A 23911-nucleotide genomic window follows, 5' to 3' on the forward strand; every position below is an offset into this window, starting at 1 on the left:
TCCGAGGGATTAACATGACTACGCAAAACACGACACTGCCCGCATCGCGCAAACCTCTCGACCTGCGGCGTTTTCTGGACGACTGGGTGATGCTGCTGGCGGCGCTGGCAATATTCCTGCTCTGCACCTTGCTGATCGATAACTTCCTCTCGCCGCTGAACATGCGGGGCCTTGGCCTGGCGATTTCCACTACCGGGATTGCCGCCTGCACCATGCTGTATTGCCTGGCATCCGGGCATTTCGATCTGTCGGTGGGCTCTGTGATTGCCTGTTCGGGGGTGGTGGCGGCGGTGGTCATGCGTGACACCGACAGCGTGTTTCTGGGTGTCAGTGCAGCATTGGGCATGGGGCTGATCGTCGGGTTGATCAATGGCATCGTGATCGCCAAATTGCGGGTCAACGCGTTGATCACCACGCTGGCGACCATGCAGATCGTGCGGGGGCTGGCGTACATATTCGCCAATGGCAAAGCGGTAGGGGTGTCCCAGGAATCGTTCTTTGTGTTCGGCAACGGCCAGTTGTTCGGGGTGCCGGTGCCGATTCTGATCACCATCGTCTGCTTTCTGTTCTTTGGCTGGCTGCTCAATTACACCACCTACGGGCGCAATACCATGGCCATCGGTGGCAACCCGGAAGCGGCATTGCTGGCCGGAGTGAATGTGGACCGGACCAAGATCATCATCTTCGCCGTCCACGGGCTGATCGGGGCGTTGGCCGGGGTGATCCTGGCCTCGCGGATGACGTCAGGCCAGCCGATGATCGGCCAGGGCTTTGAGCTGACAGTGATTTCGGCCTGTGTGCTGGGCGGTGTGTCGCTGAGCGGTGGCGTCGGGATGATTCGCCATGTGATCGCCGGCGTGTTGATTCTGGCCATCATCGAAAACGCGATGAACCTGAAGAACATCGACACCTTCTACCAGTACGTGATCCGTGGCTCGATCCTGTTGCTGGCGGTGGTGATCGATCGCTTGAAACAACGCTGACAGCTCGCGCCTACAGGATATGTGATATTAATATATCCCTATATATGAGACTGCAATTTATATATTGAGATTTAACGCTGCGAAGGTTTATAGTCGCCTGCACTGATTCACGGCATTCACTGCTAAAAACAAAACAGGTGAAGCGATGCAGGCGCAATTGATCGCGCTCGATTGGGGGACAACCTCCCTTCGTGCTTATTTACTCGGTCCCGCTGGGCAGGTGCTGAACAGGCGCTCGCTGGCTTGCGGGATCATGCAGTTGCCGAGCAACCCTCGGCGGGTCGCAGGCCAGTGGTGTACTGACGGCTTTGAACTCGCGTTTGACGACGCCTGTGGCGACTGGCTGGATGCCAACCCTGCCATCCCGGTGATTGCCTGTGGCATGGTTGGCAGCGCTCAGGGCTGGCGTGAAGCGCCTTATCGTGAAACCCCGGCCAGCCTGCCGGCCTTGAGCACCGCCTTGCAGATCGTGCGCAGTGTGCGGGGAGTGGATGTTCACATCGTTCCCGGCGTCATCGAGCGTTCAACCTTACCCAATGTAATGCGCGGCGAAGAAACCCAGGTCCTGGGGGTCTTGCACAGTCATGCCCATCTGAACGACTGTTTGATCGGTCTTCCTGGCAGCCATTCCAAATGGGTGCAGGTGCAAGCGGGGTGCCTGGTGCATTTCGACACCTTCATGACCGGCGAGCTGTTCGCTGCCGTCTGTGAGCACACCATCCTGGGGCGTACCCAGCAAGCATCCCCGCAGTTTGACCTCGCCGCCTTCGAGCGGGGCGTGCACGTGGCGTTGTCGGCCGATGGTCAGCTCGGGCCGCTGTCGACCCTGTTCAGTGCGCGCACGCTGGGCCTGACCGGCCAACTGAGTGCCACCCAGCAACCTGATTATGTGTCCGGGCTGCTGATCGGTCATGAGCTGTCGGCGCTGAGTCATGCCCTGCGTCAGCGTCGGGGCGAGCAACCGCTACCCGCGATCATTCTGATCGGCACTTCCCAACTGTGTGAACGCTACCAACGGGCGCTGGACGTCTGCGGGTTCACCCAGGTGAGCCTGGCAGAACAGGCAACCGAACAGGGTTTATGGCACCTGGCCCAAGCGGCCGGGTTACTTCAACACACTCATCAGGAGGGCTGAGATGCTCAAGCAAGCTCTGGCAAAAAACGGATTGATCGCCATCCTTCGCGGTTTGCGTCCGCAAGAAGCGCAGGCCATCGGCAAGGTGTTGTATGACGAGGGATTCCGCACCCTCGAAGTCCCCCTCAATTCCCCCGAGCCTTATGAAAGCATCCGTATTCTGCGCAGTACCTTGCCCGCCGACTGCCTGGTCGGTGCCGGCACGGTCCTGACCCCGGAGCAGGTCGAGCAGGTCAAGGCCGCCGGCGGGCAAGTGATTGTGATGCCCCACAGCGACCCGAAAGTCCTGCGCGCAGCCAAGGCCGCCGGTTTGTACCTGTCACCCGGGGTTGCGACGCCGACCGAAGCGTTTGCCGCGCTGGCCGAAGGCGCCGATGTGCTGAAAATGTTCCCGGCCGAGCAAATGGGCCCGGCCGTGGTCAAGGCCTGGTTGGCCGTACTGCCCGCCGGCACCCGGTTGATCCCCGTCGGCGGGATTACCCCGGACAACATGCAGGTATTTCTGGATGCCGGTGTCTCCGGTTTTGGCCTGGGCTCCGGGCTGTTCAAACCGGGCCTGAGCCCTGCCGAAGTGGCTGTTCGCGCCAAGGCGTATATGCAGGCCTGGAACGCACGGCGTCAGGCTGACTGACCGGCGCTTTCGCGCCCCATCGAACAAGAGAGACAAAAAGATGAAAATTACCAAGCTGACAACGTACCTGGTCCCGCCGCGCTGGTTGTTCCTGAAAGTTGAAACCGACGAAGGCGTTACCGGCTGGGGCGAGCCTGTGGTCGAAGGCCGGGCGCATACCGTGGCGGCCGCCGTTGAGGAACTGTCCGATTACCTGATCGGCAAGGACCCGCGCAATATCGAAGACATCTGGACCGTGCTGTATCGCGGCGGTTTTTACCGTGGCGGCGCGGTGCACATGAGTGCGCTGGCCGGCATCGACCAGGCGCTGTGGGACATCAAGGGCAAGGCGCTGGGCGTCTCGGTCAGTGACCTGCTGGGTGGCCAGGTGCGTGACAAGATTCGCGTGTATTCGTGGATCGGTGGCGACCGTCCGGCTGATACCGCTCGCGCCGCCAAAGAAGCGGTCAGCCGCGGCTTTACCGCTGTGAAAATGAACGGCACCGAAGAGCTGCAGTTCGTCGACAGTTTTGAAAAGGTTGACCTGGCACTGGCCAACGTAGCGGCAGTGCGCGATGCCGTTGGGCCGAATGTCGGTATCGGCGTGGACTTCCATGGTCGCGTGCATAAACCGATGGCCAAGGTGCTGATGAAGGAGCTTGACCCCTACAAGCTGATGTTCATTGAAGAGCCGGTGCTCAGCGAAAACTACGAAGCGCTCAAGGAACTGGCACCGCTGACCAGTACCCCGATTGCCCTGGGCGAGCGCCTGTTCTCGCGCTGGGACTTCAAGCGTGTGCTCAGCGAAGGGTATGTCGACATCATTCAACCCGATGCTTCCCATGCGGGCGGGATCACCGAAACCCGCAAGATCGCCAACATGGCCGAGGCCTATGACGTAGCGCTGGCACTGCATTGCCCGCTGGGTCCGATCGCGCTGGCGGCGTGCCTGCAGCTGGATGCGGTGTGCTACAACGCTTTCATCCAGGAGCAAAGCCTGGGCATCCATTACAACGAAAGCAACGATCTGCTGGATTACGTCAAGGATCCTGCGGTATTCGACTACGACAAAGGCTTCGTCAAAATCCCCAACGGCCCGGGCCTGGGGATTGAAATCAACGAAGAGTACGTCCAGGAGCGTGCTGTGATCGGCCATCGCTGGCGCAACCCAATCTGGCGCCATGCCGACGGCAGCTTCGCCGAGTGGTAATACCTCTTAAAACCCTGTAGCCGCTGCCGAAGGCTGCGATGGACAGCGCAGCAGGCCTGTTGTCAAAGGCTCTGCGATCTTTATCGCGGTTACAGGGTTTGCATTTACGACCTCAATAACTCTAAAAATGAGGCATGTCCCATGACAAGCACTGTCGCGCAAGCGTCACTGGTGGCGCCTAGCCGCAAGCGTTTTTTCATTATGGTTCTGTTGTTTATCACCGTGGTGATCAACTATCTGGACCGTAGCAACCTGTCGATTGCCGCCCCCGCGCTGACCAGCGACCTGGGAATTGACCCGATTCACGTCGGGCTGATCTTCTCGGCCTTTGGCTGGACCTACGCTGCCATGCAAATCCCTGGCGGCTGGCTGGTGGACCGCGTGCCGCCACGGATTCTCTACAGCGTCGCGTTGCTGCTGTGGTCGGTGGCCACGGTGATGCTCGGTTTCGCTGCCAGCTTTATCGCGCTGTTTGTACTGCGCATGGCTGTGGGCGCACTGGAGGCCCCGGCATACCCGATCAACAGCCGTGTCGTGACCACCTGGTTTCCGGAGCGCGAACGCGCCACCGCCATTGGCTTTTACACCTCAGGGCAGTTTGTCGGGCTAGCGTTTTTGACCCCGGTGCTGGCGTGGCTGCAGCATCAATGGGGTTGGCACATGGTGTTTGTCAGCACCGGTGTGGTCGGGATTATCTGGGCAGTTATCTGGTACGCGGTGTACCGCGAGCCGCGTGATTTCAAAGGCGCCAACCAGGCGGAGATCGACCTGATTATCGAAGGCGGCGGGCTGGTGGATATCCAGGCGCAAACGGCTAAGCGCAAGGCGCCATTCAGTTGGTACGACCTCGGTATCGTGCTCAGCAAGCGTAAGTTGTGGGGCATCTACCTGGGCCAGTTTTGCCTGAACTCGACGCTGTGGTTCTTCCTGACCTGGTTCCCGACCTACCTGGTGAAATACCGCGGCATGGACTTCATCAAATCCGGATTGCTGGCTTCGCTGCCGTTCCTGGCTGCGTTTGTCGGTGTGCTGTGTTCGGGGTTCTTTTCCGACTGGCTGATTCGCCGCGGTTATTCGGTGGGTTTTGCCCGCAAGCTACCGATCATTGGCGGGCTGCTGATTTCGACCTCGATCATTGGCGCCAACTTTGTCGAATCGACGCCGCTGGTGATTGCGTTTCTGGCGCTGGCGTTTTTCGGTAACGGCCTGGCATCGATCACCTGGTCGCTGGTGTCGACCCTGGCTCCGGCGCGACTGCTGGGGCTGACCGGAGGCGTGTTCAATTTCATCGGCAATCTGTCCGCCATCGCCACGCCAATCGTGATCGGTTTTCTGGCGACGGGTGACTCGTTTGCTCCGGCAATTACCTATATTTCGGTGCTGGCACTGCTGGGGGCGCTGTCTTACATCTTGCTGGTGGGCAAGGTTGAGAGGATCGAACTGTAGAAGTCGGTTGCCCGGGCGACCATAATGCCGTCCGGTTCTCACCCTTAATGGAATGGCTGGCTATGCAGGACGACTCCACGAAAATCGCACCGACCGGCACTCAAACCCTGCTCCGCGGGCTGGCTGTGGTGCAAGCGGTGGCCAATGGCGCACGGGATCTGAAGGACATTGCCCGGGTGATCGGGACCACGCGCAGCACGACGCACCGACTGGCCAGTTGCCTGGTGGACGAACGTTATCTGCGGGTCTTGCCCAAGGTGGGGTATTTGCTGGGCCCCAAGCTGATCGAGCTAGGGTTTCAGGCCCGGGAGGAATTGCCGCTGGTAACCCTGGCACAGCCGTACCTGGATGAACTGTCGGCGTTGACCGGCGACACCATTCATTTGGCGGTGCGCGAAGGGGACGAAGTGCTGTACTTGCACAAGAATCCGGGCCGCAATGGTCCGGAGATGCGTTCGCGGGTGGGGCACCGGATGCCCATTGCGCGTACGGGTATCGGCAAGGCCATGCTGCTGGACGCTCCCGTGGCCGAATGGCGGCGGGTGTTCGAGCTCAGCCAGCCTGTCGGCGGCAAGAACCCGCTATGGCCGGATCACGAGGAGGCCTCGTGGGAGCAGTTCGAGGAGCGGATGCGCAGTTATGTTGCGGGAGGCTATGCGTTTGACCTGGAAGACAACGAGCCCTCGATTCGTTGTGTGGCTGCACCGATACGTGATGCCAGCCATGCAATCGTGGCGGCCATCAGCATCGCCAGCACCGTGCCGTACATGCCGCACGAGAAAATGACCGGCCTGATCCCGGTCATCACTCACGCAGCACGACAACTATCGGCAGAGCTGGGAGGTTAACTCCCTTGCCCGCGTCCTCTCCCGGAAGGAGAGGGCGAGGGTGCTTCGGGTTTAGGCCTTCAACGTTTTCATGTCGATCACAAAGCGATACTTCACGTCGCCTTTGACCACGCGCTCGAACGCTTCATTGATGTTTTTGATATCCAGCATTTCGATGTCGCACGTAATGCCATGTTCAGCGCTGAAATCGAGCATTTCCTGGGTTTCTGCGATCCCGCCGATCAATGAACCGGCCAGTACGCGGCGTTTGAACACCAGGTTGAAGGCATCCAGCGCAGGTTCGATCGGTTCGATCAGCCCCACCAGAATGTGCACCCCATCAAAACGCAGGGTTTCGAGGTAGGGGTTCAGGTCGTGCTTGACCGGGATGGTGTCCAGCAGGAAGTCGAAATGACCGGCTGCGGCTTTCATCTGTTCGGCGTCGGTGGAGACAATCACGTGGTCGGCACCCTGACGGCGGGCTTCTGCAGCCTTGGCTTCGGAACGGGTGAAGAGTGTGACTTCAGCGCCCATGGCCTTGGCAAATTTGATGCCCATGTGGCCCAGGCCACCCATGCCCAGAATCCCGACCTTGTCGCCAGGCTCAACGCCGTAGTGTTGCAGCGGCGAGTAGGTGGTGATGCCTGCGCACAGCAGCGGGGCAGCGCTGGCCGGGTCGAGGTTTTCCGGGATTCGTACGACGAAGGCTTCGCGGACGACGATGCTGTCCGAGTAGCCGCCCATGGTTGTCGTGCCATCGATACGGTCCGGTGAGCCATAGGTCTGGGTGAAGCCCTCAAGGCAATATTGCTCCAGGTCTTCTTTACAGGCGGAGCATTCGCGGCACGAATCGACCATGCAGCCCACCCCGACCAGATCCCCGACTTTGTACTGGGTGACATCACTACCGATCGCGGTGACCTTGCCGACGATTTCGTGGCCTGGCATAACCGGGTAAACCGCGAAGCCCCAATCGTTATTCACCTGGTGAATGTCGGAGTGGCAAACGCCGCAGTACATCACTTCGATGGCTACGTCATCCGGGCGCGGTTCACGGCGGTTGAACGGCAGCGGAGCCAGAGGTGCGGAGGTTGTTTTAGCGGCATAGCCGATGGCGTTGTAGGTGACAGTGGACATGGAGAACCTCGCGAAACGTTGACTGTGAACAAGGGTGTGAGTTTGCGCCCGTGCGTCTTGCAGAACTATGACGATTCCTCCGCTTGTCATGCCTATTCGTCCGGAGCCGCGGACTGAGTGTCGCTTTAGCCGGCAATTCTGCGAAGATGCGGCGGTCTATTCCTCTTGTGAACGTATTGCCATGTTTTTGACCCGTCACCGTGATGAGAACGCCACACTGGTGTCGCTGATCAAACCGTTGGCGACCCGGTCGGGTTTTGTCTCGACCTTGTTGCCGCAAGTCCGTGTCGTCTCGGCCTGTGAAGCGGTGGCCCGGATGCCGCAGATTTATGAGCCTAGCCTAATGGTGATTGCCCAAGGCAGTAAGTTGGCCTATCTGGGTCAGCGCACCCTGGAATACGGCGCCGGGCATTATCTGGTGCAGGCGTTATCAGTGCCCTTTGAGTGTGAAACCTTTGCCTCTGACGAGGAGCCGTTACTGGGTGTGGCGATCAGTATTGACCGGGCGGTACTGGGCGAACTGGTGCTGGCGATGGGGCTGGACCCGCAGCGCAGTGCCGTGCCGCAGACCCCTGAGTCGATGACGTCGGCGGTGCTGGATGACGAAATGCGCCAGGCGGTCGAGCGACTGTTGCGTTGCCTGCATGACCCGATGGAATGCCGGATCATGGGGCCGGCGAGGTTGCGCGAAGTGTTGTTTGCGGCATTGCGTGGTCCCCAGGCCGGAGTGCTGCGGGCCCTGGTCGAGCAACAGGGACAATTTGCGCGAGTGGCGGCATCGTTGAGTCATTTACACGAGCACTTTGCCGAACCGCTGAGTGTTGAGACGCTGGCGCGGTGTGCCAACATGAGCGCTTCCACCTTCCATGAGCATTTCAAGCGCAGCACCCTGCTTTCACCGGTGCAGTACCTCAAGCGTCTGCGCTTGCTGCGGGCTCAGCAATTGCTGCTGAGCGAAGGTTTGGGCGTAGCCCAGGTTGCCGAGCGCGTGGGTTATCAAAGCACCTCGCAATTCAGCCGCGAGTACAAGCGCTACTTCGAACGCAGCCCGGGGCATGAGGGGGCAGCAACTGTCAGTTAAGAGCAATACGACCAGAACCTGTAGGAGCGAGCTTGCTCGCGATGGCTTCCGACGGGCACGAAAAAGGCTCCCGCAGGAGCCTTTTTCGTGAGCGCGATACGGCTTACATGTTCGGGTAAGTCGGACCGCCGGCACCTTCCGGGGTAACCCAGGTGATGTTTTGCGACGGATCTTTGATGTCGCAGGTTTTGCAGTGAACGCAGTTTTGCGCGTTGATCTGGAAGCGCTTCTCGCCGCTTTCCTGGGTGATTACTTCATACACGCCTGCCGGGCAGTAACGCTGCGCGGGTTCGTCGTACAGCGGCAGGTTGACGCTGATCGGGATACTCGGGTCGCGTAGCTTGAGGTGACACGGCTGCTCTTCTTCATGGTTGGTGCTGGAGAGGAAGACCGAGCTGAGTTTGTCGAAGCTGAGTTTGCCATCGGGTTTCGGGTAGTCGATCTTCTTGCAGTCCGAGGCGTGCTTGAGGCAAGCGTAGTCGGGCTTGGTGTCGTGCAGGGTGAACGGCAGCTTGCCGCCGAAAATGTTCTGGTCGAGCCAGTTGAAGCCTGCACCCATGATCGGGCCGAACTTGTGCATCGCCGGACCGAAGTTGCGGCTGGCGAACAGTTCGTCGAACAGCCAGCTGCCTTTGAAGGCTTCAACGTAGGTGTTGAGTGCATCGCCGCCTTCGGAGCCGGCGAGCAGCGAATCGGCCACAGCGTCTGCCGCCAGCATGCCCGACTTCATTGCCGTGTGGCTGCCTTTGATCTTGGCCACGTTCATGGTGCCCAGATCGCAGCCGATCAGTGCGCCACCGTTGAAGACCATTTTCGGCAGGGAGTTCAGGCCACCTTTAGCCAGGGCACGAGCGCCGTAGCTGATGCGCTTGCCGCCTTCCAGGTACTGCTTGAGTACCGGGTGATGTTTGAGACGCTGGAACTCGTCGAAGGGCGACAGGAACGTGTTGCTGTAGGACAGGTCAACGATCAGGCCGACAACCACCTGGTTGTTTTCCAGGTGGTACAGGAAAGAACCGCCGGTGTTTTCGCGGCTGATGATGTCCAGCGGCCAGCCAGCCGTGTGAACTACCAGGCCTGGTTGGTGTTTGGCCGGATCGATTTCCCAGATTTCTTTCAGGCCGATGCCGTAGTGCTGGCTGTCTGCTTCGCTGTCGAGCTTGAAGCGTTCGATCAGTTGCTTGCCAAGGTGGCCACGGCAACCTTCAGCGAACAAAGTGTACTTGCCGCGCAGTTCCATGCCGGGGGTATACAGGCCTTCCTTGGGGTTGCCTTCACGGTCAACGCCCAGATCACCGGTGATGATCCCGCGCACGACATTGTTTTCGTCGAACAGGACTTCCTGGGCAGCAAAACCCGGGTAGATTTCTACGCCCAGGTTCTCGGCCTGCTGTGCCAGCCAGCGGCACAGGTTGCCCAGGGAGATGATGTAGTTGCCTTCGTTGTGCATGGTTTTAGGCACAAACAGATCAGGCACCTTGGTCGCGGTGGCTTCGCTGCGCAGTACATAAATGTCGTCGCGGGTGACTGGTGTATTGAGCGGGGCGCCCAGTTCTTTCCAGTCAGGGAACAGTTCGTTCAGGGCGCGGGGTTCGAACACCGCACCGGATAGAATGTGAGCACCGACTTCGGAGCCTTTTTCAACCACGCAGACGCTAATTTCTTTACCGGCTTCGGCGGCCTTCTGCTTTAGACGGCAGGCGGCGGACAAACCGGCGGGGCCGGCGCCGACGATGACCACGTCGAATTCCATGTATTCGCGTTCCACAGGCTATCTCCTACTCAAGGCTCAACGGTATTTTTCTAATTGGAGGTTTGGCACTTCATCCATTATTCCCTCGCTTGCGAGGCTGAAAGGCGCAATGGATGACATACCACTCTCTCTATGGGCGCAGCATTATATCTACACCACTAGCAGCGTCCAATACAAACGTTTGTTTGAATCTGCTGCAAGCCAGTTAAATCAAAGACACGCGGCCCGAAAGTGGCCGATTTGCTGTATTGACCGCAAATGGTGTTCCGGTCAAGATACGGTCGGTTTTGCGCTCGCCGTAGGCTGATTGTCGGTTTCAAGAGCACCTCTAAAGACAGGGCACAGGCGTTAGCCTGTAAGAGCCTGCCATTCCTGGAGCGGAGTTTACACGTCCTTTTGGTCGATGACTTACTCGTCATGCCGGACAGACGGTCGCATGCAAGGTTATAGGCACTCATCGCTTCCTGTTCTGAGGAAGGCAACGATCTTTGGAGGTGCCCTTGTGCTGATGAGCATCAACCGCCAGGTTCGCCTAGGCGACTTTCTTTTCACCGGAGAGTAACGAGGAATCCATGAAGGTTCTTGTAGCTGTCAAACGAGTGGTCGATTACAACGTTAAGGTTCGCGTCAAAGCGGACAACTCCGGCGTTGACCTCGCCAACGTCAAGATGTCGATGAACCCCTTCTGCGAAATCGCAGTGGAAGAAGCCGTACGCCTGAAAGAGAAGGGCGTTGCGACTGAAATCGTCGTCGTCTCCATCGGTCCGACCACGGCTCAGGAACAGCTGCGTACTGCGCTGGCTCTGGGTGCCGATCGTGCCATCCTCGTCGAATCTGCCGAAGACCTGACCTCGCTGGCCGTGGCCAAGCTGCTCAAGGCGGTGGTCGACAAGGAGCAGCCACAGCTGGTGATCCTGGGCAAACAAGCCATCGACAGCGACAACAACCAGACCGGCCAGATGCTGGCGGCGCTGACCGGTTACGGTCAGGGCACCTTTGCTTCGAACGTTGAAGTGGCGGGCGACAAGGTTGCTGTCACCCGTGAAATCGACGGCGGCGCACAAACGGTTTCGCTGAGTTTGCCGGCCATTATCACCACCGACCTGCGTTTGAACGAGCCGCGTTATGCGTCCCTGCCAAACATCATGAAAGCTAAAAAGAAGCCGCTTGAAGTGCTGACGCCAGACGCGTTGGGCGTTTCCACAGCTTCGACCAACAAGACTGTGAAAGTTGAAGCGCCGGCAGCACGCAGCGCTGGCATCAAGGTCAAGTCGGTGGCTGAACTGGTCGAGAAACTGAAAAACGAAGCGAAGGTAATCTAATCATGACTATCTTGGTAATCGCAGAACACGACGGCAAGGTGCTGGCTCCGGCTACGCTGAACACCGTAGCCGCCGCTGCCAAAATCGGCGGCGATATCAACGTTCTGGTTGCAGGCCAGGGCATCGGTTCCGTGGCTGAAGCTGCGGCAAAAATCGCTGGTGTGGCCAAAGTGCTGGTGGCCGATAACGCCGCTTATGCGCATCAGTTGCCAGAAAACGTAGCGCCCCTGGTTGCAGAGCTGGGTGCCGGCTACAGCCACATCCTGGCCGCCGCGACCTCCAACGGCAAAAACATCCTGCCGCGCGTCGCCGCGCAGCTGGACGTCGATCAGATCTCCGAGATCATCTCGGTTGAAAGCGCTGACACCTTCAAGCGCCCGATCTACGCCGGTAACGCCATTGCTACCGTGCAATCCACAGCGCCGGTCAAAGTCATCACCGTACGTGCCACCGGTTTCGATCCGGTTGCTGCAGAAGGCGGTTCGGCGGCGGTTGAAGCGGTTGCAGCGGTTCACGATGCAGGCACTTCGTCGTTTGTTGGTGAGGAACTGGCCAAGTCTGACCGTCCTGAGCTGACCGCTGCCAAAATCGTCGTTTCCGGCGGTCGTGGCATGCAGAACGGCGACAACTTCAAACACCTGTACGCTCTGGCCGACAAGCTGGGCGCTGCTGTTGGCGCTTCGCGTGCTGCGGTCGACGCCGGTTTTGTGCCGAACGACATGCAGGTCGGTCAGACCGGCAAAATTGTTGCGCCACAGCTGTACATCGCGGTTGGTATTTCCGGCGCGATCCAGCATCTGGCGGGCATGAAAGACTCCAAAGTGATCGTCGCGATCAACAAGGACGAAGAAGCCCCGATCTTCCAGGTAGCGGATTACGGCCTGGTAGCGGACTTGTTCGAAGCAGTGCCGGAGTTGGAGAAGCTGGTTTAATCCAGTTGCTTCACTTATAAAGAGCCCGGTCATCCGGGCTGTGGGGACGAGCGAAACACCGAGTGTTTCAGCTGGTTCTTCATGGCCTGGGTGATCGGGCTTTTTAGTGCCCTCGAATCGGCTTTGTGCAGAGGTTGTTTATGGATGTGCGTCAGGTGGGCAGAATGTTGCTGGGATTGGCACTGTTGCCGGTGCTGGCTGAAGCCGCAGGCAAGTGTGAGCGCCTGGTTGTAACCGGCAGCCCGGACGCGCCACCTTATCTGTGGCGTGATCCTGCCGATCCGGGCCACTTGATCGGAGCCAGTGCCGACCTGTTTCAGCAAGCGGCCCAGGGGTTAGGCATCAAGGTTGAAGTGCTGTATGCCGGAAAACGTTCAGAGGCTCAGGACGAAGTTCGGGCCGGGCGAATGGACATGCTGCTGGATGCGCCACTGACGCTGGCCGGGCTCTTGTCTCTCGATTACATTCATCCGCCCTTGGTTCGTAACGACTATCTGGTGTGGACGCACAAGGACTCGAACCTGGCCTATGAAACCCCCGCCGATTTGCACGGGCATGTCGGAGCGGTGTCACAAAAGGCTCGTCTGAGTGAAACCTTCGACACCTTCGCGCAGCAACAGTTAAACCTTGAACGCCAGCCCGGGCTGACCCACGCTTTTCAAAAGCTGCTGCTTGGCGAGGTTGAATACGTGTTGGCAGGACGCTACTCCGGTATGGCCACGGTACAAACCCTTGGCATTGCTGATGACCTCTTGGCGCGCCCGTTGCCCATCGATCAGCCAGGGCTGTTTTTGGCGGTTTCCCATGACTCGGCCTGCAATGAGCCGTGGTTGCGCGGACAGCTCGCCAAAAAGATGACAGAATTGCGCATCTCCGGCCTGACCGAGGCGGCAGTGCAACGCAATCTGGAGCGGTGGAAAGCCCAGCTGCAACAACCGCTCAGCGCCCCAAAACAGTAGGAATACTTAGTGACGATTCGACCTCTTTTCGCTGCCCTTGCCGTTCTGGCTCTGGCGGGTTGTGCAGCCGATCCGGCGCCGAATGAACAATTGCGTTTGACCGGGCAAGCACTGGAGCAAGCCAGGGCTGTCGGTGCAAGTGCAGACGAAACGGCTGAGTTCAAACAAGCCGAAAGCAAGCTGGCGCAAGCCCAGGCCGAGATGGCCGAGAAATCCTTCAAGGACGCCCGGATATTGGCCGAGCAAGCGGAGCTCGATGCGCGACTGGCTGAAGCCCGCGTACTGACACAAAAGAGCCAGGAACAGTTGAACGTGCTCAATACCCGTATCGCGCGCTTGCGCAAACAGCTGGCGGAGGCCCAATGAGCCCTGAGTCCAGAGTTTTCAGCGCTGCGCTGGTATTCGGTTGCATAGGTCTGGCCGGTTGCGCCGGGCAGCACAGCAACGAGCAGGCCGTACAGCAGGCCAGTGCTGATTTCCAGATCGTCAAGGAAGACAGCAATGTACTGCGCATCGCGCCCAAGGATGTGATCCGGGCCGGTGAGTCCCTGGCCCGCGCTGACCGCCTGAGCAGTTACTGGGGCAGCGGCGCAGACGTGGCGCACTATGCGTATCTCAGCCAGCGCTACAGTGAAATTGCCCGTGAGCACACTCAGCAGGTGCTGAACGAAGAGCATGCCGCCAAGCTCGAGCTGGAGCGTCAGCGTCTGCAACTGGCACTGCGTGAAGCCAAGCTGCTGAGCGTTCAGCAGCAGGGGCAATGGCTCGAGGAGCAAATCATCAGTCTGGCCACCACTGAAACCGACCGGGGTCTGGTCATGACGCTGGGCGATGTGCTGTTCGATACCGGTGAGGCCGACCTGAAGAACTCGGCCAACCGTACGGTGCTCAAGCTGGTGCAGTTCCTGCAGTTGAACCCCAAGCGCGTGGTGCGCATCGAGGGCTATACCGACAGTACCGGGGGCAAGGAAGACAACCTCAAGTTGTCCCGTGACCGTGCGCAGGCGGTGGCCAATGTGCTGATCGACCTGGGTGTCGACGACAAGCGCATTCAGGTCGAAGGCTATGGCGACCAGTATCCGGTGGACGTCAATGCCACCGAGCGTGGGCGGGCCCAGAACCGTCGCGTCGAGATCGTGTTTTCTGACGAAAAAGGTCAGCTCGGCGCCGCGCGCTAAGCTAAACAGCTGTTCAGCGCGCCGCAGGTTGCAGAGAGCGACCTCCGCTCTTGAAGGGCCATCGGCCCTTTTCGCAGCCTGCGGCAGCGGCTACAAATCCCGTCCACGCGTTTTTCGCTCCGTAGCCGCTGCAACGCCTGGCTCGCACGCTCCCGATTTCATTAGCTTGCCCACCTGTACCCATACAGTTATCCCTCGATCAGGACTGTACTGCTCAGATGGGTGACAATTGTGCCCGTACACTTCTAAACTGTTCCGGTATTGTTCTTCACAAAAAATGCTTCATACAAAAATAAATGCCTGAACATCGAGTGCTGCGCAATGACCAATCTTTTGCTCTATCAACGTATTGCCCAGCAGTTGGCTGAAGACATCCGGCGTGGCGTGTACCAGCCGGGCGAGCGTGTGCCCTCGGTGCGAAAGATGAGTTCGCAGCTCAATGTCAGTCATGCCACGGTGTTGCAGGCCTATGCCAATCTTGAAGATCAGGGGCTGATCCGGGCGCGGCCGCAGTCGGGCTATTACGTGCACCAGACCCCCGCGCTGACGGCGCCCACGCCCGACATCGCCAGGGTTGAGCGTCCGGGGCTGGTCACCCGCAGCAGCATCATCCAGCAAGTATTGGTCGAGTCGCGCCGTGAAGGGGTGTTCCCGCTGGGCGCTGCAGTGCCGAGTGTCGACTACTTGCCCGTACGTGCGTTGCATCAGCAGCTGGCAAAGGTCACGCGTTTTCATAGTCCGCGGGCGTTCAGCTACATGTTCAGCCCGGGGTTTGAACCGCTGCGCCGTCAGGTTGCCATCCGCATGCGTGATGCGGGAGTGGTGGTTGATCCTTCGGAAATCATCATCACCCACGGCTGTGTCGATGCGCTGCAAATGTCGCTGCGGGTATTGACCCGGCCCGGTGATTTGATTGCGGCCGAGTCCCCAACGTATTACGGATTGCTGCAACTTGCCGATCTGCTGGGCTTGAAGGTCATCGAGATCCCTAGCGACCCGGCCACGGGGATGAGTCTTGAGGCGCTGCAGCTAGCCGCTAACCAGTGGTCGATCAAGGCGTTGGTACTGACGACGCGCTTGAGCAATCCATTGGGCGGCACGATGCCCGAAGAGCGACAAAAGCAATTGCTGCGCTTGGCATCTGATTTCGATATCCAGATCGTTGAAGACGACATCTATGGCGAGTTGATGTTCGAGGTGGGGCGGACCAAGGCCCTTAAGGCCTATGACCGCCTGGATCGGGTGATTTACTGTTCGAGCTTTTCCAAAACCTTGTCACCGGGCGTGCGAATCGGCTGGATGATCGCTGGCAAGTTTCAGCAGGAAATCCAGCGTCTGCAAACCTTTACCACCCATTCGGCGTGCAGCGTGACGCAGATGGGCGTGGCGGCCTATCTTGAAAATGGCGGCTACGATCGTCATTTACGATACATCCGTCAGGAGTACCGGAAGAATCTGAGCGCGTTTCAGCTGGCGGTTCAGCAGCACTTTCCGGAAGGCACGCAAATGTCCCGTCCCAGTGGCGGCTTCATTTTGTGGGTGAGCCTGCCAGGCCGGGTGAATACCCAAGAGTTGCATGTCCGTGCGTTGCAACAAGGTATCAGCATCGCGCCGGGGCTGATTTTCAGTAACACCGAACAATTCAACCATTGCATACGCTTGAACTGCGGGATCCCGTGGGATCGCGAGGCTGAGCGGGCCTTGATGACGTTGGGCATGCTTGCCAATCAGCTTTGTCAGGAAGCGTCAGGCCTGCTATGACCGTCCGGCTGGCTACAGTGGATGGCATTGTGCCAATATCTGACTTGTCACCCTGTGCGTAAAGCGCGAGCATACGCACCCCCGGCCGTCAAAACTGTGGAGCCATGAAAGCGACCTATTGTGCGGGACTCATATTGGTGGGCGTGCTGACCGCGCTTGGCGCTGGTGCGGCTGCAGCGTCTCAAACACCGTCTGTGACCACGGCCAGGGCGCATACCGCTTGCGCGACGGAAAAAAAAGCCGCAGCCAGTCCGAACAAAGTACCGGCCAAACAGCGTGCCCCCATCTCATCCAAATCCAGGTCCGCCCGTGAAATCGCCAAAAAGCGTTTGCCCAGCCCCCGGCTTGATTTAAGCTTGCCGCCAGAAATGGTCAGGCAGCTCCAGCCGTTGGGTGCAGTGACGCAGCCCAAGCGCAAACGCTTGTTGCCGAATATGTTTGGTGAAAAGCCCCAGGCTGAAAGCCCTTTTCAGCTCAATGGGCGTTTGATCAACAATGAAATGAACCTTCAGCTGCGCAATGAAGGGCGCGACAAGGAGATCGATGGTGCCGCCCTAGATTTCGAGTTCAAGCAGTAAGTGCCGAGTGCTCGAAAACGGGCTTCTAAACTGACTGCTCAGTCACTGTCATTTATCCGCACATTCTGCTGAACGGTCAATTTCAAACACCTGTTCCAGCGAGTACTATCCCTTGTCATCAACGCACTTTGCCCCGAATGAGGAGCTAACGTCATGAATTGCCGTGAAGGCTGTGGCGCTTGTTGCATAGCCCCTTCCATCAGTACACCGATCCCTGGCATGCCCAATGGCAAACCCGCGGGGGAGCGTTGCCTGCATCTCTCTGTCGATTTTCTGTGCGGTTTGTTCGGGCAGCCGGAACGCCCTGACGTATGCGGTGCCTTCAAGGCGGATATCGAGGTGTGCGGCAGCAGCCGGGAAGAGGCCATCAATCTGATTGGCTGGTGGGAGCAGATGACCGCGGCCTAGTGCGTTGTTGTTCAATGAACAAACCTTCAACAATAAGGAATAAGACAATGGGTTCATTGCATCGAGTGGCATTGGCATGTGGTTTGAGCGTTCTGTTGACAGGCGTAGCCCAGGCAGAAGACTGGAAAGTCGCCAAAAACGAAGACGGCATCAAGGTGTCGCTGAGCGAAGTCCCCGGTTCTCAGTACAAGGCTTATCAAGGTGTCACGCTGATCAAGGCACCCATCACCAAGTTGCGTGCCTTGCAAGAAGACGTGGCGGGCGCTTGCGCCTGGATTCATGAGTGCAAATCGCAAAAGCTGCTCAAGCATGAGGGTAACCAGAGCTGGACCTACACTCAATTCAATACCCCTTGGCCTGTCACGGCACGCGACTCGGTTCTGAAGGTGACGACCACTGAAGGTGCCGATGGCAGCTTGACCCGCACGCTCAAGGGCGAGCCCAAATACATCCCTGAAGAAAAAGGCTTCGTCCGTGTTTCCCAGGTCGAGGGTTTCTGGAAGTTTGTGCCCAAGGGGGATCAGACCGAAGTGACTTACCAGGTTCACACCGAGCCGGGTGGTAGCGTGCCGTCATGGCTGGCCAACAAGTTCGTGGTCGATGCGCCGTTCAATACCCTCAAGGCCTTGAAAACACGCGCAGAGAAGTAATCCCTGTCATTGCGTGCCTGGCCCTGGACAGCGCATCTGTCCAGTTGCCAGGCCCCGACCTGTAGAATGTGGCCTGACCCGCACGCAAACGCGCTTATTTTAGCCTCTCCTCTTGGCAGAGATTACGCGCTGAGGCTACTCTGCAATCAGAGCAGCGAAGTAATCGACTGACTCTGATCTTGTTCGCTACATGCTTATTTCCTCCCCTGTATAGCCAATCTGTTGCTGTTGGGGGAGTGCTGAATGTCTATCCATTGCGAGGAGGACGTTTCATGAGCACAGCCCATCAAGAAGACCTCAGCAGCTATGTGCTGCGCCGCATGAAAGAAGGCGGTTTTGATTTTGCACGCATCCATCCCATCGAGTTTTACGCCGTATTCCCTGACGAGGAAGGCGCACGCAGAGCTGCAGGAAAATTTTGTGGTGAGTCGCTGAATGCCCAGGTCAACGTGCGTGAAGACGGTGTCTGGCATCTGGAGTTAAGCAAGTTGATGTACGCCACCTACGGCGGCATTGGTGATTTTGAGCAGGACTTTGAGGCGGTCGTGGTACCGCTGGGCGGGATCATCGAAGGTTGGGGAGTTAAGCAGGAGGTGCGTGGCCTGCTGAACTGAATACAGTGCAGTGAGATGCAAACGGCTGGCCTCAGGGCTGGCCGTTCTGGTTTTTACAAGGCGCTTCAGCGATTGTCAGCCAGGCTCGACCCTTGCCACGCCCTCTGTCCTTTCAGGCGGCAAACGTCTTTCAAGGCAGTATGACCTTGCGCGTGGCCATGTGTTGCAAGTAACTGATCAACTGATCGAGCTCCGTATCGGACAACACGCTGGGGTTAAAGCCTGGCATGCGCGCTTGGGGCCAGTGTCGCAGGCTTTGCGGGTCGCGGATGTATTGTTGGAGAAAGTTGCCACTGAAGTACTCCGTCGGGTTGTGCGGAAGATTCAGGTCGGGCCCGAATTGGGCGTCACCGGCACCGTTCAGGCGGTGACACGCCAGGCAATGCTTCTGGAACAGTGCAAACCCTTGATTGATGGGCGAGTCGGCTGCCAGCCGGGCGTCGGGACGCAAAACCGGGAAGCGTTCTGCAACGGGGGATTGGCGTGTGAAGCGGGTAACCTGAAACGGCCATTGCTCGGGGCTGATATGGCTGGCTTGAGGGTTGGTCCACACCAGATAAAACGGACCGGCACTGGGCTTGCTCTGGCTCAGGGGTGGCCATGGCCGGGCAGGGTCTTCAATCGCCAGCCAGGCTTTTGCACCGCTTTGGTTCAGAAGTGGCGCTGCGGTCAGTTCGGCAGCAAATCCATCCAGCGCTACCGCTTGCAGGTGGTCTTCGGGTTTAAGGCCTTCAAGCAGTACCGCCATGGGGATCGCCCGGTACGTCATGTCCCGCTTGTACGAAACATCATCGGCAACGTGCAGGGTTTGTGTAGCAGGGTGCAGCAGCAGTTCAGCGGTTTGCCAGGTGCGGCTGTGGTCACCCAGTTCAAGCGTAAGTTGCGCCGCACACAGTGGCAGGCTGAAGAGGGTGGCGAACAAAAAAGTTATGTATTTCAATGGCTGATTGCGACCTCAGTCAATGGCAGTGTCACCGGGCGCCCCTTGCGCAGCGGTGGATGTAGCCGAACGTCCGCGCGCAACAGGCGCGGTTTCGGCTTGAAGAGAAAGGGTGGAGGCTGTCACTTTAAATCACAAGCGTCGCGTCGCAGACGAGGGTCGATAAATTCGGGCAGACAGAGCCTTAGCCGATGACCTTGGTCAGGTTCGGCAAAATCAGCAGCAAAGTGGTGGCAAAGAGAATAAGCCCGGCCTGACGTACTTTCGTGTGTTTGAACATGGCGATCCGCCTTTTATTGTTATTCCTGAACGACAACACGCCACATCAGGCGCTAAAACCTGAAATAAATGCTGCGGTGGTTGATAAAGTTAACCTTAGAGCCCGTATAACACATGGCTTAGAACCCTTTCACATCATCCAGGTGCATTAGGTTTCTAAAACGCTATTAGAATTTTCGAGGCTGCTCTGTCAGCCCGTTGCTAGACGCAATGGCTTGGGCGAGGAAGATAACGCTTAGGCTCCTACCGTTCGTCCGGGCGTGTTGAGCGAGTTGGCCCGGTCTGCGGCACTTGCCTTGAAATACGCTTTCGAGGCAGGCTCTACAGTACCGCTATCATCTTTTCCGCCTTTTTCGTGCCAGGTACTTTTATGTCGCTACGCATCTGCATTCTGGAAACCGACATTCTGCGTCCAGAGTTTGTTGATCAATATCAGGGCTACGGACAAATGTTCGTGAGGTTGTTTTCCTCGCAGCCGATTGCGGCCGAGTTCACGGTGTTCAACGTGATGCAGGGCGAGTACCCGGCGGACGATCAAGTCTTTGATGCCTATCTGGTCACGGGTAGTAAAGCCGATTCATTTGGTGCCGATCCCTGGATCCAGACCCTTAAAAGCTATTTGCTGACGCGTTATGAGCGGGGAGACAAGCTGCTGGGTGTGTGCTTCGGTCATCAGTTGCTGGCATTGCTGCTGGGCGGCAAAAGCGAGCGGGCCACTCAGGGCTGGGGCGTTGGCACCCATCAGTACACGCTGGCTGCCAGGGCACCCTGGATGACACCGGTGGTTGAAGAGTTGACGTTGTTGATCAGCCATCAGGACCAGGTTACTGCCCTGCCGGAAAACGCCACGGTGATTGCATCCAGTGATTTTTGCCCGTTTGCGGCTTATCACATCAATGATCAAGTGCTGTGCTTTCAGGGGCACCCCGAGTTCATTCACGATTATTCGCGGGCTTTGCTCGACTTGCGTCAGGAGCATCTGGGCGAGCAGATCTATAACACCGGGATTGCCAGCCTGGAGCAAGGTCATCACGGTCAGACCGTGGCCGAGTGGATGATGCGATTTGTAGCCCACAAACCCCAGGTGTCGGCATAAGTGCGGGCAGGCGCGTAGATCGCGCCTGCCCCGGTTACAACCAGCCCGAGCGCTTGAAGCTGGCCCAGAGCCCTGTCACACCCACGGCAATAAAGCCCAGCACGCCAAAATAGCCGTAATGCCAGCTCAGCTCCGGCATGTTCTGGAAGTTCATTCCGTAAATCCCCGCCACGGCGGTAGGGAAGGCGAGTATGGCCGCCCAGGCTGCGAACTTGCGCTGCACGTTGCTTTGCCGCGACGCCTCCAGCAGTACGACGATTTCAATGGTTTGGGAGGCGATATCGCGCAGGGTGGTGAGGTCTTCCATCTGGCGGGTAACGTGGATCTGCACATCGCGGAAGTACGGGCGCATGTTCTTATCAATAAAGGGGAAGGCCAGTCGCTGCAGCTCTTCGCTGATTTCAACCATGGGCGCCACATAACGTCGCAACCGCAGCACATCACGGCGCAGGGCATGCAATTGCACAATGTCGGCTTCATTGAGGGCGCTGCCCATGATGCTTTTTTCCAGCGCGTCGATTTCGGCGTGGATGGCTTCGCTGACGGGTTGGTAACTCTCGGTCACGAAATCGAGCAGGGCGTACAGCACAAAGTCTTCGCCATGCTCCAGCAGCAGCGGGCGAGCCTCGCACCGTGAGCGCACGGCTTTGTATGAAGCAGAATGGCCGTTGCGGCTGGTGATGATGTAACCGTTGCCTGCAAAGATGTGAGTTTCGACGAACTCCAGTTTGCTCTCATGGCGAACGGGCGAATAGATCACGATAAACAGCGCATCGCCAAATGTTTCGAGCTTGGGCCGGCTGTGTTGCTCAAGCGCATCCTCGATGGCCAGTTCATGCAGCTTGAACTGGCGTTGCAAGGTGTTCAGCTCTTGCGCGTCGGGTTGCTCCAGACCGATCCAGACGAAGTGGCCGGGCTTGTTGGCCCAAGCGATGCCTTCGTCCAACGTGATATCGGTGACTTTTTTGCCCGCACTGTAGACTGCGGCAGCAACGACTCTCCCCATAGTTCTAATCGCTTCTTCTTCAAAGGGTTATGGCACAGGATGCAGCTTAGCGTGCAATGCCCCGTTTTGAGTCGAGAAACGTTCAGAGGTTCGGGTTGGATTCGGCGGTCTTGCGGCCAGCCACGTGCGGCAGGCGGAGATTTTTTCGGGTAATCAGTTCGCGGTCCATGGCTTCAATGCAGTCGAGCATCTGCTCACGGCACTGCGCCATCAGTGCGGGCATGTCATCCAGCGTCAGGCCGGTAGTCGGAATCGCCGGCAAGGAGCGAATCAGGATATCGGCACTGTGCCAGCGGTTGAGCTTCAGGTGCTGGCTGTAGGTGCTGACGCACACCGGGACGATCGGCACGCCGGCGCTGATCGCCATCTGGAATGCCCCTTTCTTGAACGGCAGCAGGGTTTTGCCCAGGTTGCGCGTGCCCTCCGGGAAGACCCAGATCGAGGTCTCTTTCTCTTGCAGGGTGCGGGTGGTGGCCAGCATCGATTTGCGGGCTTTATGGGCGTTGCCCCGATCAATCAGTACGTTACCGGCCAGCCAGAACAACTGGCCGAACAACGGAACCCATTTCAGGCTTTTTTTACCGATGCACACGGTGCGGTAAGGCACCACGTTGCCGAACACAAACAAGTCATAGTTGGACTGATGGTTGGCGATGATCACGCAGCTCTGCGGTTTGTCCATCAAGGGGCCGACTTCGGCCTTGAGCCTGTAACCCAGGATCCATTTGGAGGGCCAGGCGTACAGGCGCGCGCACAGACGGCTGTTGTCCGGATTAAAAGGGCGGCACATACCGAGTAATACGCCGAGTACCCCTGAGACCATAAAATGCAGGCTCATCAACAACATACGTATCGAAAGTAGCATTTACAGGCTCGCGAAAACAAAAGTTGGCGCAGTGTACGGATGTGCACTGTCTACGGCAATTACCCCGACACGTGTAGGAGATTGCGGATGTTTAAGCATATGTTTCGGCGAGGCAGGTGCGCGGCGGGTTAGGGCGGGCAGTCCGGAAGCGGCGGGAAGGGGGGCGGCAGATCCCGGCCGCAGGGGCAGCCGGGAGGTATTCTTCAGAGGCGCAACGTTACAGTTGGTGGTGTTGGTCCAACTCGATCGCCTTGTCCAGGGTTTCCAGCAGCTCCTTGCGGACTTTGAGCTTGGTATTCTTGTGCGCCTTCATATTGATCTTCTTCAATTGGCGCGCTACCTCGAGGGCGGTTGCCTGCAGCGCCTCGGGCTTGACCACCTGATCAAGGAAGCCGGCGTCTACTGCGCTGTGCGGGGTGAACATTTCGCCGTTGATAACCGAGCGATGGAAGGCCGACTTGCGCAACCGGTCACGGGCCAGTTCGATCCCGGCATGGTGCATGGTCATGCCGATTTGCACTTCGTTCAATCCGATGCTGAATGGGCCTTCAACGCCGATGCGATAATCCGCCGACAACAACAGAAATGCACCTTTGGCCACAGCATGGCCAGGGCAGGCGACCACCACCGGGAATGGATGCGCCAGCAAGCGGCGAGCCAGGGTTGAACCCAGACGCACCAGTTCAATGGCTTGCTGAGGACCGGCCGTCATCACCTTCAAGTCATAACCGCCCGACAGAATCCCTGGCTGTCCCGTGATAATGACCACGGCGCGATCCTGCTCGGCCTGATCCAGCGCGGTGTTAAACGCCGCGATCACATCCGGAGAGATAGCGTTCACCTTGCCATTGCTCAGGGTCAGGGTGGCGATACCGTCTTCCAGGAGATAGGAAATCAAGTCACTCATGGCGCAATTCCTTGTATTGAAGTGGAGCAGACGTTACCCAGCCCCACCGCGCAGGTAAAGCGCTAAGACTGACCAGTGAGTCAGGGAATTGGCCTTCACCTTCTATATAGACACCAGCGCTGCGGCGGCCGTGTTGGGCATGCATCGCATGCGGCAAGCCCGGAAAATGGCAGAATCACCCGCCTTGCCCGAGTGGCAAAAACCTCGAGCCCCGTAAGCGCATGAAAATTCTGA

24 protein-coding genes are annotated in these 23911 nt (G+C 58.2%); 18 read left to right on the forward strand and 6 right to left on the reverse strand.

Annotation, left to right across the window (positions count from 1 at the left end; translation table 11 throughout):
* The first annotated feature begins 14 nt into the window (after window positions 1-14).
* The 6 genes from araH to DQN55_RS06265 all read left to right on the forward strand — a co-directional run bounded on the left by araH (window position 15) and on the right by DQN55_RS06265 (window position 6232).
* Window positions 15-983, forward strand: a complete 969-nt coding sequence (gene araH / locus DQN55_RS06240; protein WP_048384119.1) for an L-arabinose ABC transporter permease AraH — start codon at window positions 15-17, stop codon at window positions 981-983.
* A 145-nt stretch (window positions 984-1128) separates the two neighbouring features.
* The gene (locus DQN55_RS06245; RefSeq protein ID WP_048384118.1) at window positions 1129-2118 is read left to right on the forward strand and encodes a 2-dehydro-3-deoxygalactonokinase; all 990 of its coding nucleotides are present in this window, start codon (window positions 1129-1131) and stop codon (window positions 2116-2118) included.
* A gap of 1 nt (window position 2119) precedes the next feature.
* Window positions 2120-2749: a 2-dehydro-3-deoxy-6-phosphogalactonate aldolase gene (locus DQN55_RS06250; RefSeq protein ID WP_048384116.1), complete on the forward strand. Its 630-nt coding sequence runs from the start codon at window positions 2120-2122 to the stop codon at window positions 2747-2749.
* A 40-nt stretch (window positions 2750-2789) separates the two neighbouring features.
* The gene (dgoD, locus tag DQN55_RS06255) at window positions 2790-3938 is read left to right on the forward strand and encodes a galactonate dehydratase (protein WP_048384114.1); all 1149 of its coding nucleotides are present in this window, start codon (window positions 2790-2792) and stop codon (window positions 3936-3938) included.
* Window positions 3939-4079: 141 nt separating this feature from the next.
* Window positions 4080-5384 (forward strand): MFS transporter, encoded by a 1305-nt coding sequence (locus DQN55_RS06260; RefSeq protein WP_048384112.1) that lies wholly within the window; start codon window positions 4080-4082, stop codon window positions 5382-5384.
* 62 nt (window positions 5385-5446) lie between these two features.
* Window positions 5447-6232 carry an IclR family transcriptional regulator gene (locus tag DQN55_RS06265; RefSeq protein WP_048384110.1) on the forward strand — a complete coding sequence of 262 codons (786 nt, stop codon included), beginning with the start codon at window positions 5447-5449 and terminating at the stop codon, window positions 6230-6232.
* A gap of 51 nt (window positions 6233-6283) precedes the next feature.
* On the opposite strand, the gene DQN55_RS06270 is transcribed toward DQN55_RS06265, so the two are convergent.
* A complete protein-coding gene (locus DQN55_RS06270; protein WP_048384108.1) occupies window positions 6284-7348 on the reverse strand; it encodes an NAD(P)-dependent alcohol dehydrogenase in 1065 nt (354 codons plus the stop codon).
* Window positions 7349-7529: 181 nt separating this feature from the next.
* On the opposite strand from DQN55_RS06270, the gene DQN55_RS06275 reads away from it, so the two are divergent.
* Complete coding sequence (locus DQN55_RS06275; RefSeq protein WP_048384107.1) at window positions 7530-8429, forward strand: AraC family transcriptional regulator; 900 nt, start codon at window positions 7530-7532, stop codon at window positions 8427-8429.
* 103 nt (window positions 8430-8532) lie between these two features.
* Here the strand turns inward: DQN55_RS06275 and DQN55_RS06280 are convergent, their stop codons facing one another.
* Window positions 8533-10197, reverse strand: a complete 1665-nt coding sequence (locus DQN55_RS06280) for an electron transfer flavoprotein-ubiquinone oxidoreductase (protein WP_048384105.1) — start codon at window positions 10195-10197, stop codon at window positions 8533-8535.
* A gap of 557 nt (window positions 10198-10754) precedes the next feature.
* On the opposite strand from DQN55_RS06280, the gene DQN55_RS06290 reads away from it, so the two are divergent.
* From DQN55_RS06290 to DQN55_RS06335, 10 genes are all read left to right on the forward strand, one after another.
* Window positions 10755-11504: an electron transfer flavoprotein subunit beta/FixA family protein gene (locus tag DQN55_RS06290; protein WP_074702877.1), complete on the forward strand. Its 750-nt coding sequence runs from the start codon at window positions 10755-10757 to the stop codon at window positions 11502-11504.
* A gap of 2 nt (window positions 11505-11506) precedes the next feature.
* Window positions 11507-12436: an electron transfer flavoprotein subunit alpha/FixB family protein gene (locus DQN55_RS06295; RefSeq protein ID WP_074702879.1), complete on the forward strand. Its 930-nt coding sequence runs from the start codon at window positions 11507-11509 to the stop codon at window positions 12434-12436.
* A gap of 140 nt (window positions 12437-12576) precedes the next feature.
* Entirely contained in the window at window positions 12577-13395 is an 819-nt protein-coding gene (locus DQN55_RS06300) for a substrate-binding periplasmic protein (RefSeq protein WP_048382270.1), read from the forward strand.
* 9 nt (window positions 13396-13404) lie between these two features.
* Window positions 13405-13761 carry a DUF4398 domain-containing protein gene (locus DQN55_RS06305; protein WP_048382271.1) on the forward strand — a complete coding sequence of 119 codons (357 nt, stop codon included), beginning with the start codon at window positions 13405-13407 and terminating at the stop codon, window positions 13759-13761.
* The gene (locus tag DQN55_RS06310) at window positions 13758-14573 is read left to right on the forward strand and encodes an OmpA family protein (protein ID WP_048382272.1); all 816 of its coding nucleotides are present in this window, start codon (window positions 13758-13760) and stop codon (window positions 14571-14573) included. Before DQN55_RS06305 ends, DQN55_RS06310 begins: the two co-directional genes overlap by 4 nt.
* 321 nt (window positions 14574-14894) lie before the next feature.
* Complete coding sequence (locus DQN55_RS06315) at window positions 14895-16334, forward strand: aminotransferase-like domain-containing protein (protein ID WP_048382273.1); 1440 nt, start codon at window positions 14895-14897, stop codon at window positions 16332-16334.
* Window positions 16335-16438: 104 nt separating this feature from the next.
* The gene (locus DQN55_RS06320; RefSeq protein ID WP_048382274.1) at window positions 16439-16912 is read left to right on the forward strand and encodes a hypothetical protein; all 474 of its coding nucleotides are present in this window, start codon (window positions 16439-16441) and stop codon (window positions 16910-16912) included.
* A 153-nt stretch (window positions 16913-17065) separates the two neighbouring features.
* Window positions 17066-17320 carry a YkgJ family cysteine cluster protein gene (locus tag DQN55_RS06325; RefSeq protein ID WP_048382275.1) on the forward strand — a complete coding sequence of 85 codons (255 nt, stop codon included), beginning with the start codon at window positions 17066-17068 and terminating at the stop codon, window positions 17318-17320.
* A gap of 47 nt (window positions 17321-17367) precedes the next feature.
* Window positions 17368-17970, forward strand: a complete 603-nt coding sequence (locus DQN55_RS06330) for an START domain-containing protein (RefSeq protein ID WP_048382276.1) — start codon at window positions 17368-17370, stop codon at window positions 17968-17970.
* 272 nt (window positions 17971-18242) lie between these two features.
* Window positions 18243-18584 carry a ribonuclease E inhibitor RraB gene (locus DQN55_RS06335; protein ID WP_048382277.1) on the forward strand — a complete coding sequence of 114 codons (342 nt, stop codon included), beginning with the start codon at window positions 18243-18245 and terminating at the stop codon, window positions 18582-18584.
* Window positions 18585-18714: 130 nt separating this feature from the next.
* On the opposite strand, the gene DQN55_RS06340 is transcribed toward DQN55_RS06335, so the two are convergent.
* Complete coding sequence (locus tag DQN55_RS06340) at window positions 18715-19524, reverse strand: c-type cytochrome (RefSeq protein ID WP_048382278.1); 810 nt, start codon at window positions 19522-19524, stop codon at window positions 18715-18717.
* A 649-nt stretch (window positions 19525-20173) separates the two neighbouring features.
* Between DQN55_RS06340 and DQN55_RS06345 the strand changes: the two genes are divergently transcribed.
* Window positions 20174-20899, forward strand: coding sequence for an amidotransferase (locus DQN55_RS06345; protein ID WP_048382279.1), 726 nt, complete (start codon window positions 20174-20176; stop codon window positions 20897-20899).
* A gap of 34 nt (window positions 20900-20933) precedes the next feature.
* Here DQN55_RS06345 and DQN55_RS06350 read toward each other — a convergent pair whose 3' ends face one another.
* The 3 genes from DQN55_RS06350 to DQN55_RS06360 all read right to left on the reverse strand — a co-directional run bounded on the left by DQN55_RS06350 (window position 20934) and on the right by DQN55_RS06360 (window position 23677).
* Complete coding sequence (locus tag DQN55_RS06350; RefSeq protein WP_048382280.1) at window positions 20934-21905, reverse strand: magnesium and cobalt transport protein CorA; 972 nt, start codon at window positions 21903-21905, stop codon at window positions 20934-20936.
* Between the two features lie 82 nt (window positions 21906-21987).
* Window positions 21988-22770 carry a lysophospholipid acyltransferase family protein gene (locus DQN55_RS06355; protein WP_048382281.1) on the reverse strand — a complete coding sequence of 261 codons (783 nt, stop codon included), beginning with the start codon at window positions 22768-22770 and terminating at the stop codon, window positions 21988-21990.
* Between the two features lie 217 nt (window positions 22771-22987).
* On the reverse strand, window positions 22988-23677 hold the full coding sequence (locus tag DQN55_RS06360; RefSeq protein ID WP_048382282.1) for a crotonase/enoyl-CoA hydratase family protein: 690 nt from the start codon (window positions 23675-23677) through the stop codon (window positions 22988-22990).
* Window positions 23678-23911 lie beyond the last annotated feature (234 nt).

This window comes from Pseudomonas taetrolens (genome assembly GCF_900475285.1).
GTDB lineage: Bacteria > Pseudomonadota > Gammaproteobacteria > Pseudomonadales > Pseudomonadaceae > Aquipseudomonas > Aquipseudomonas taetrolens.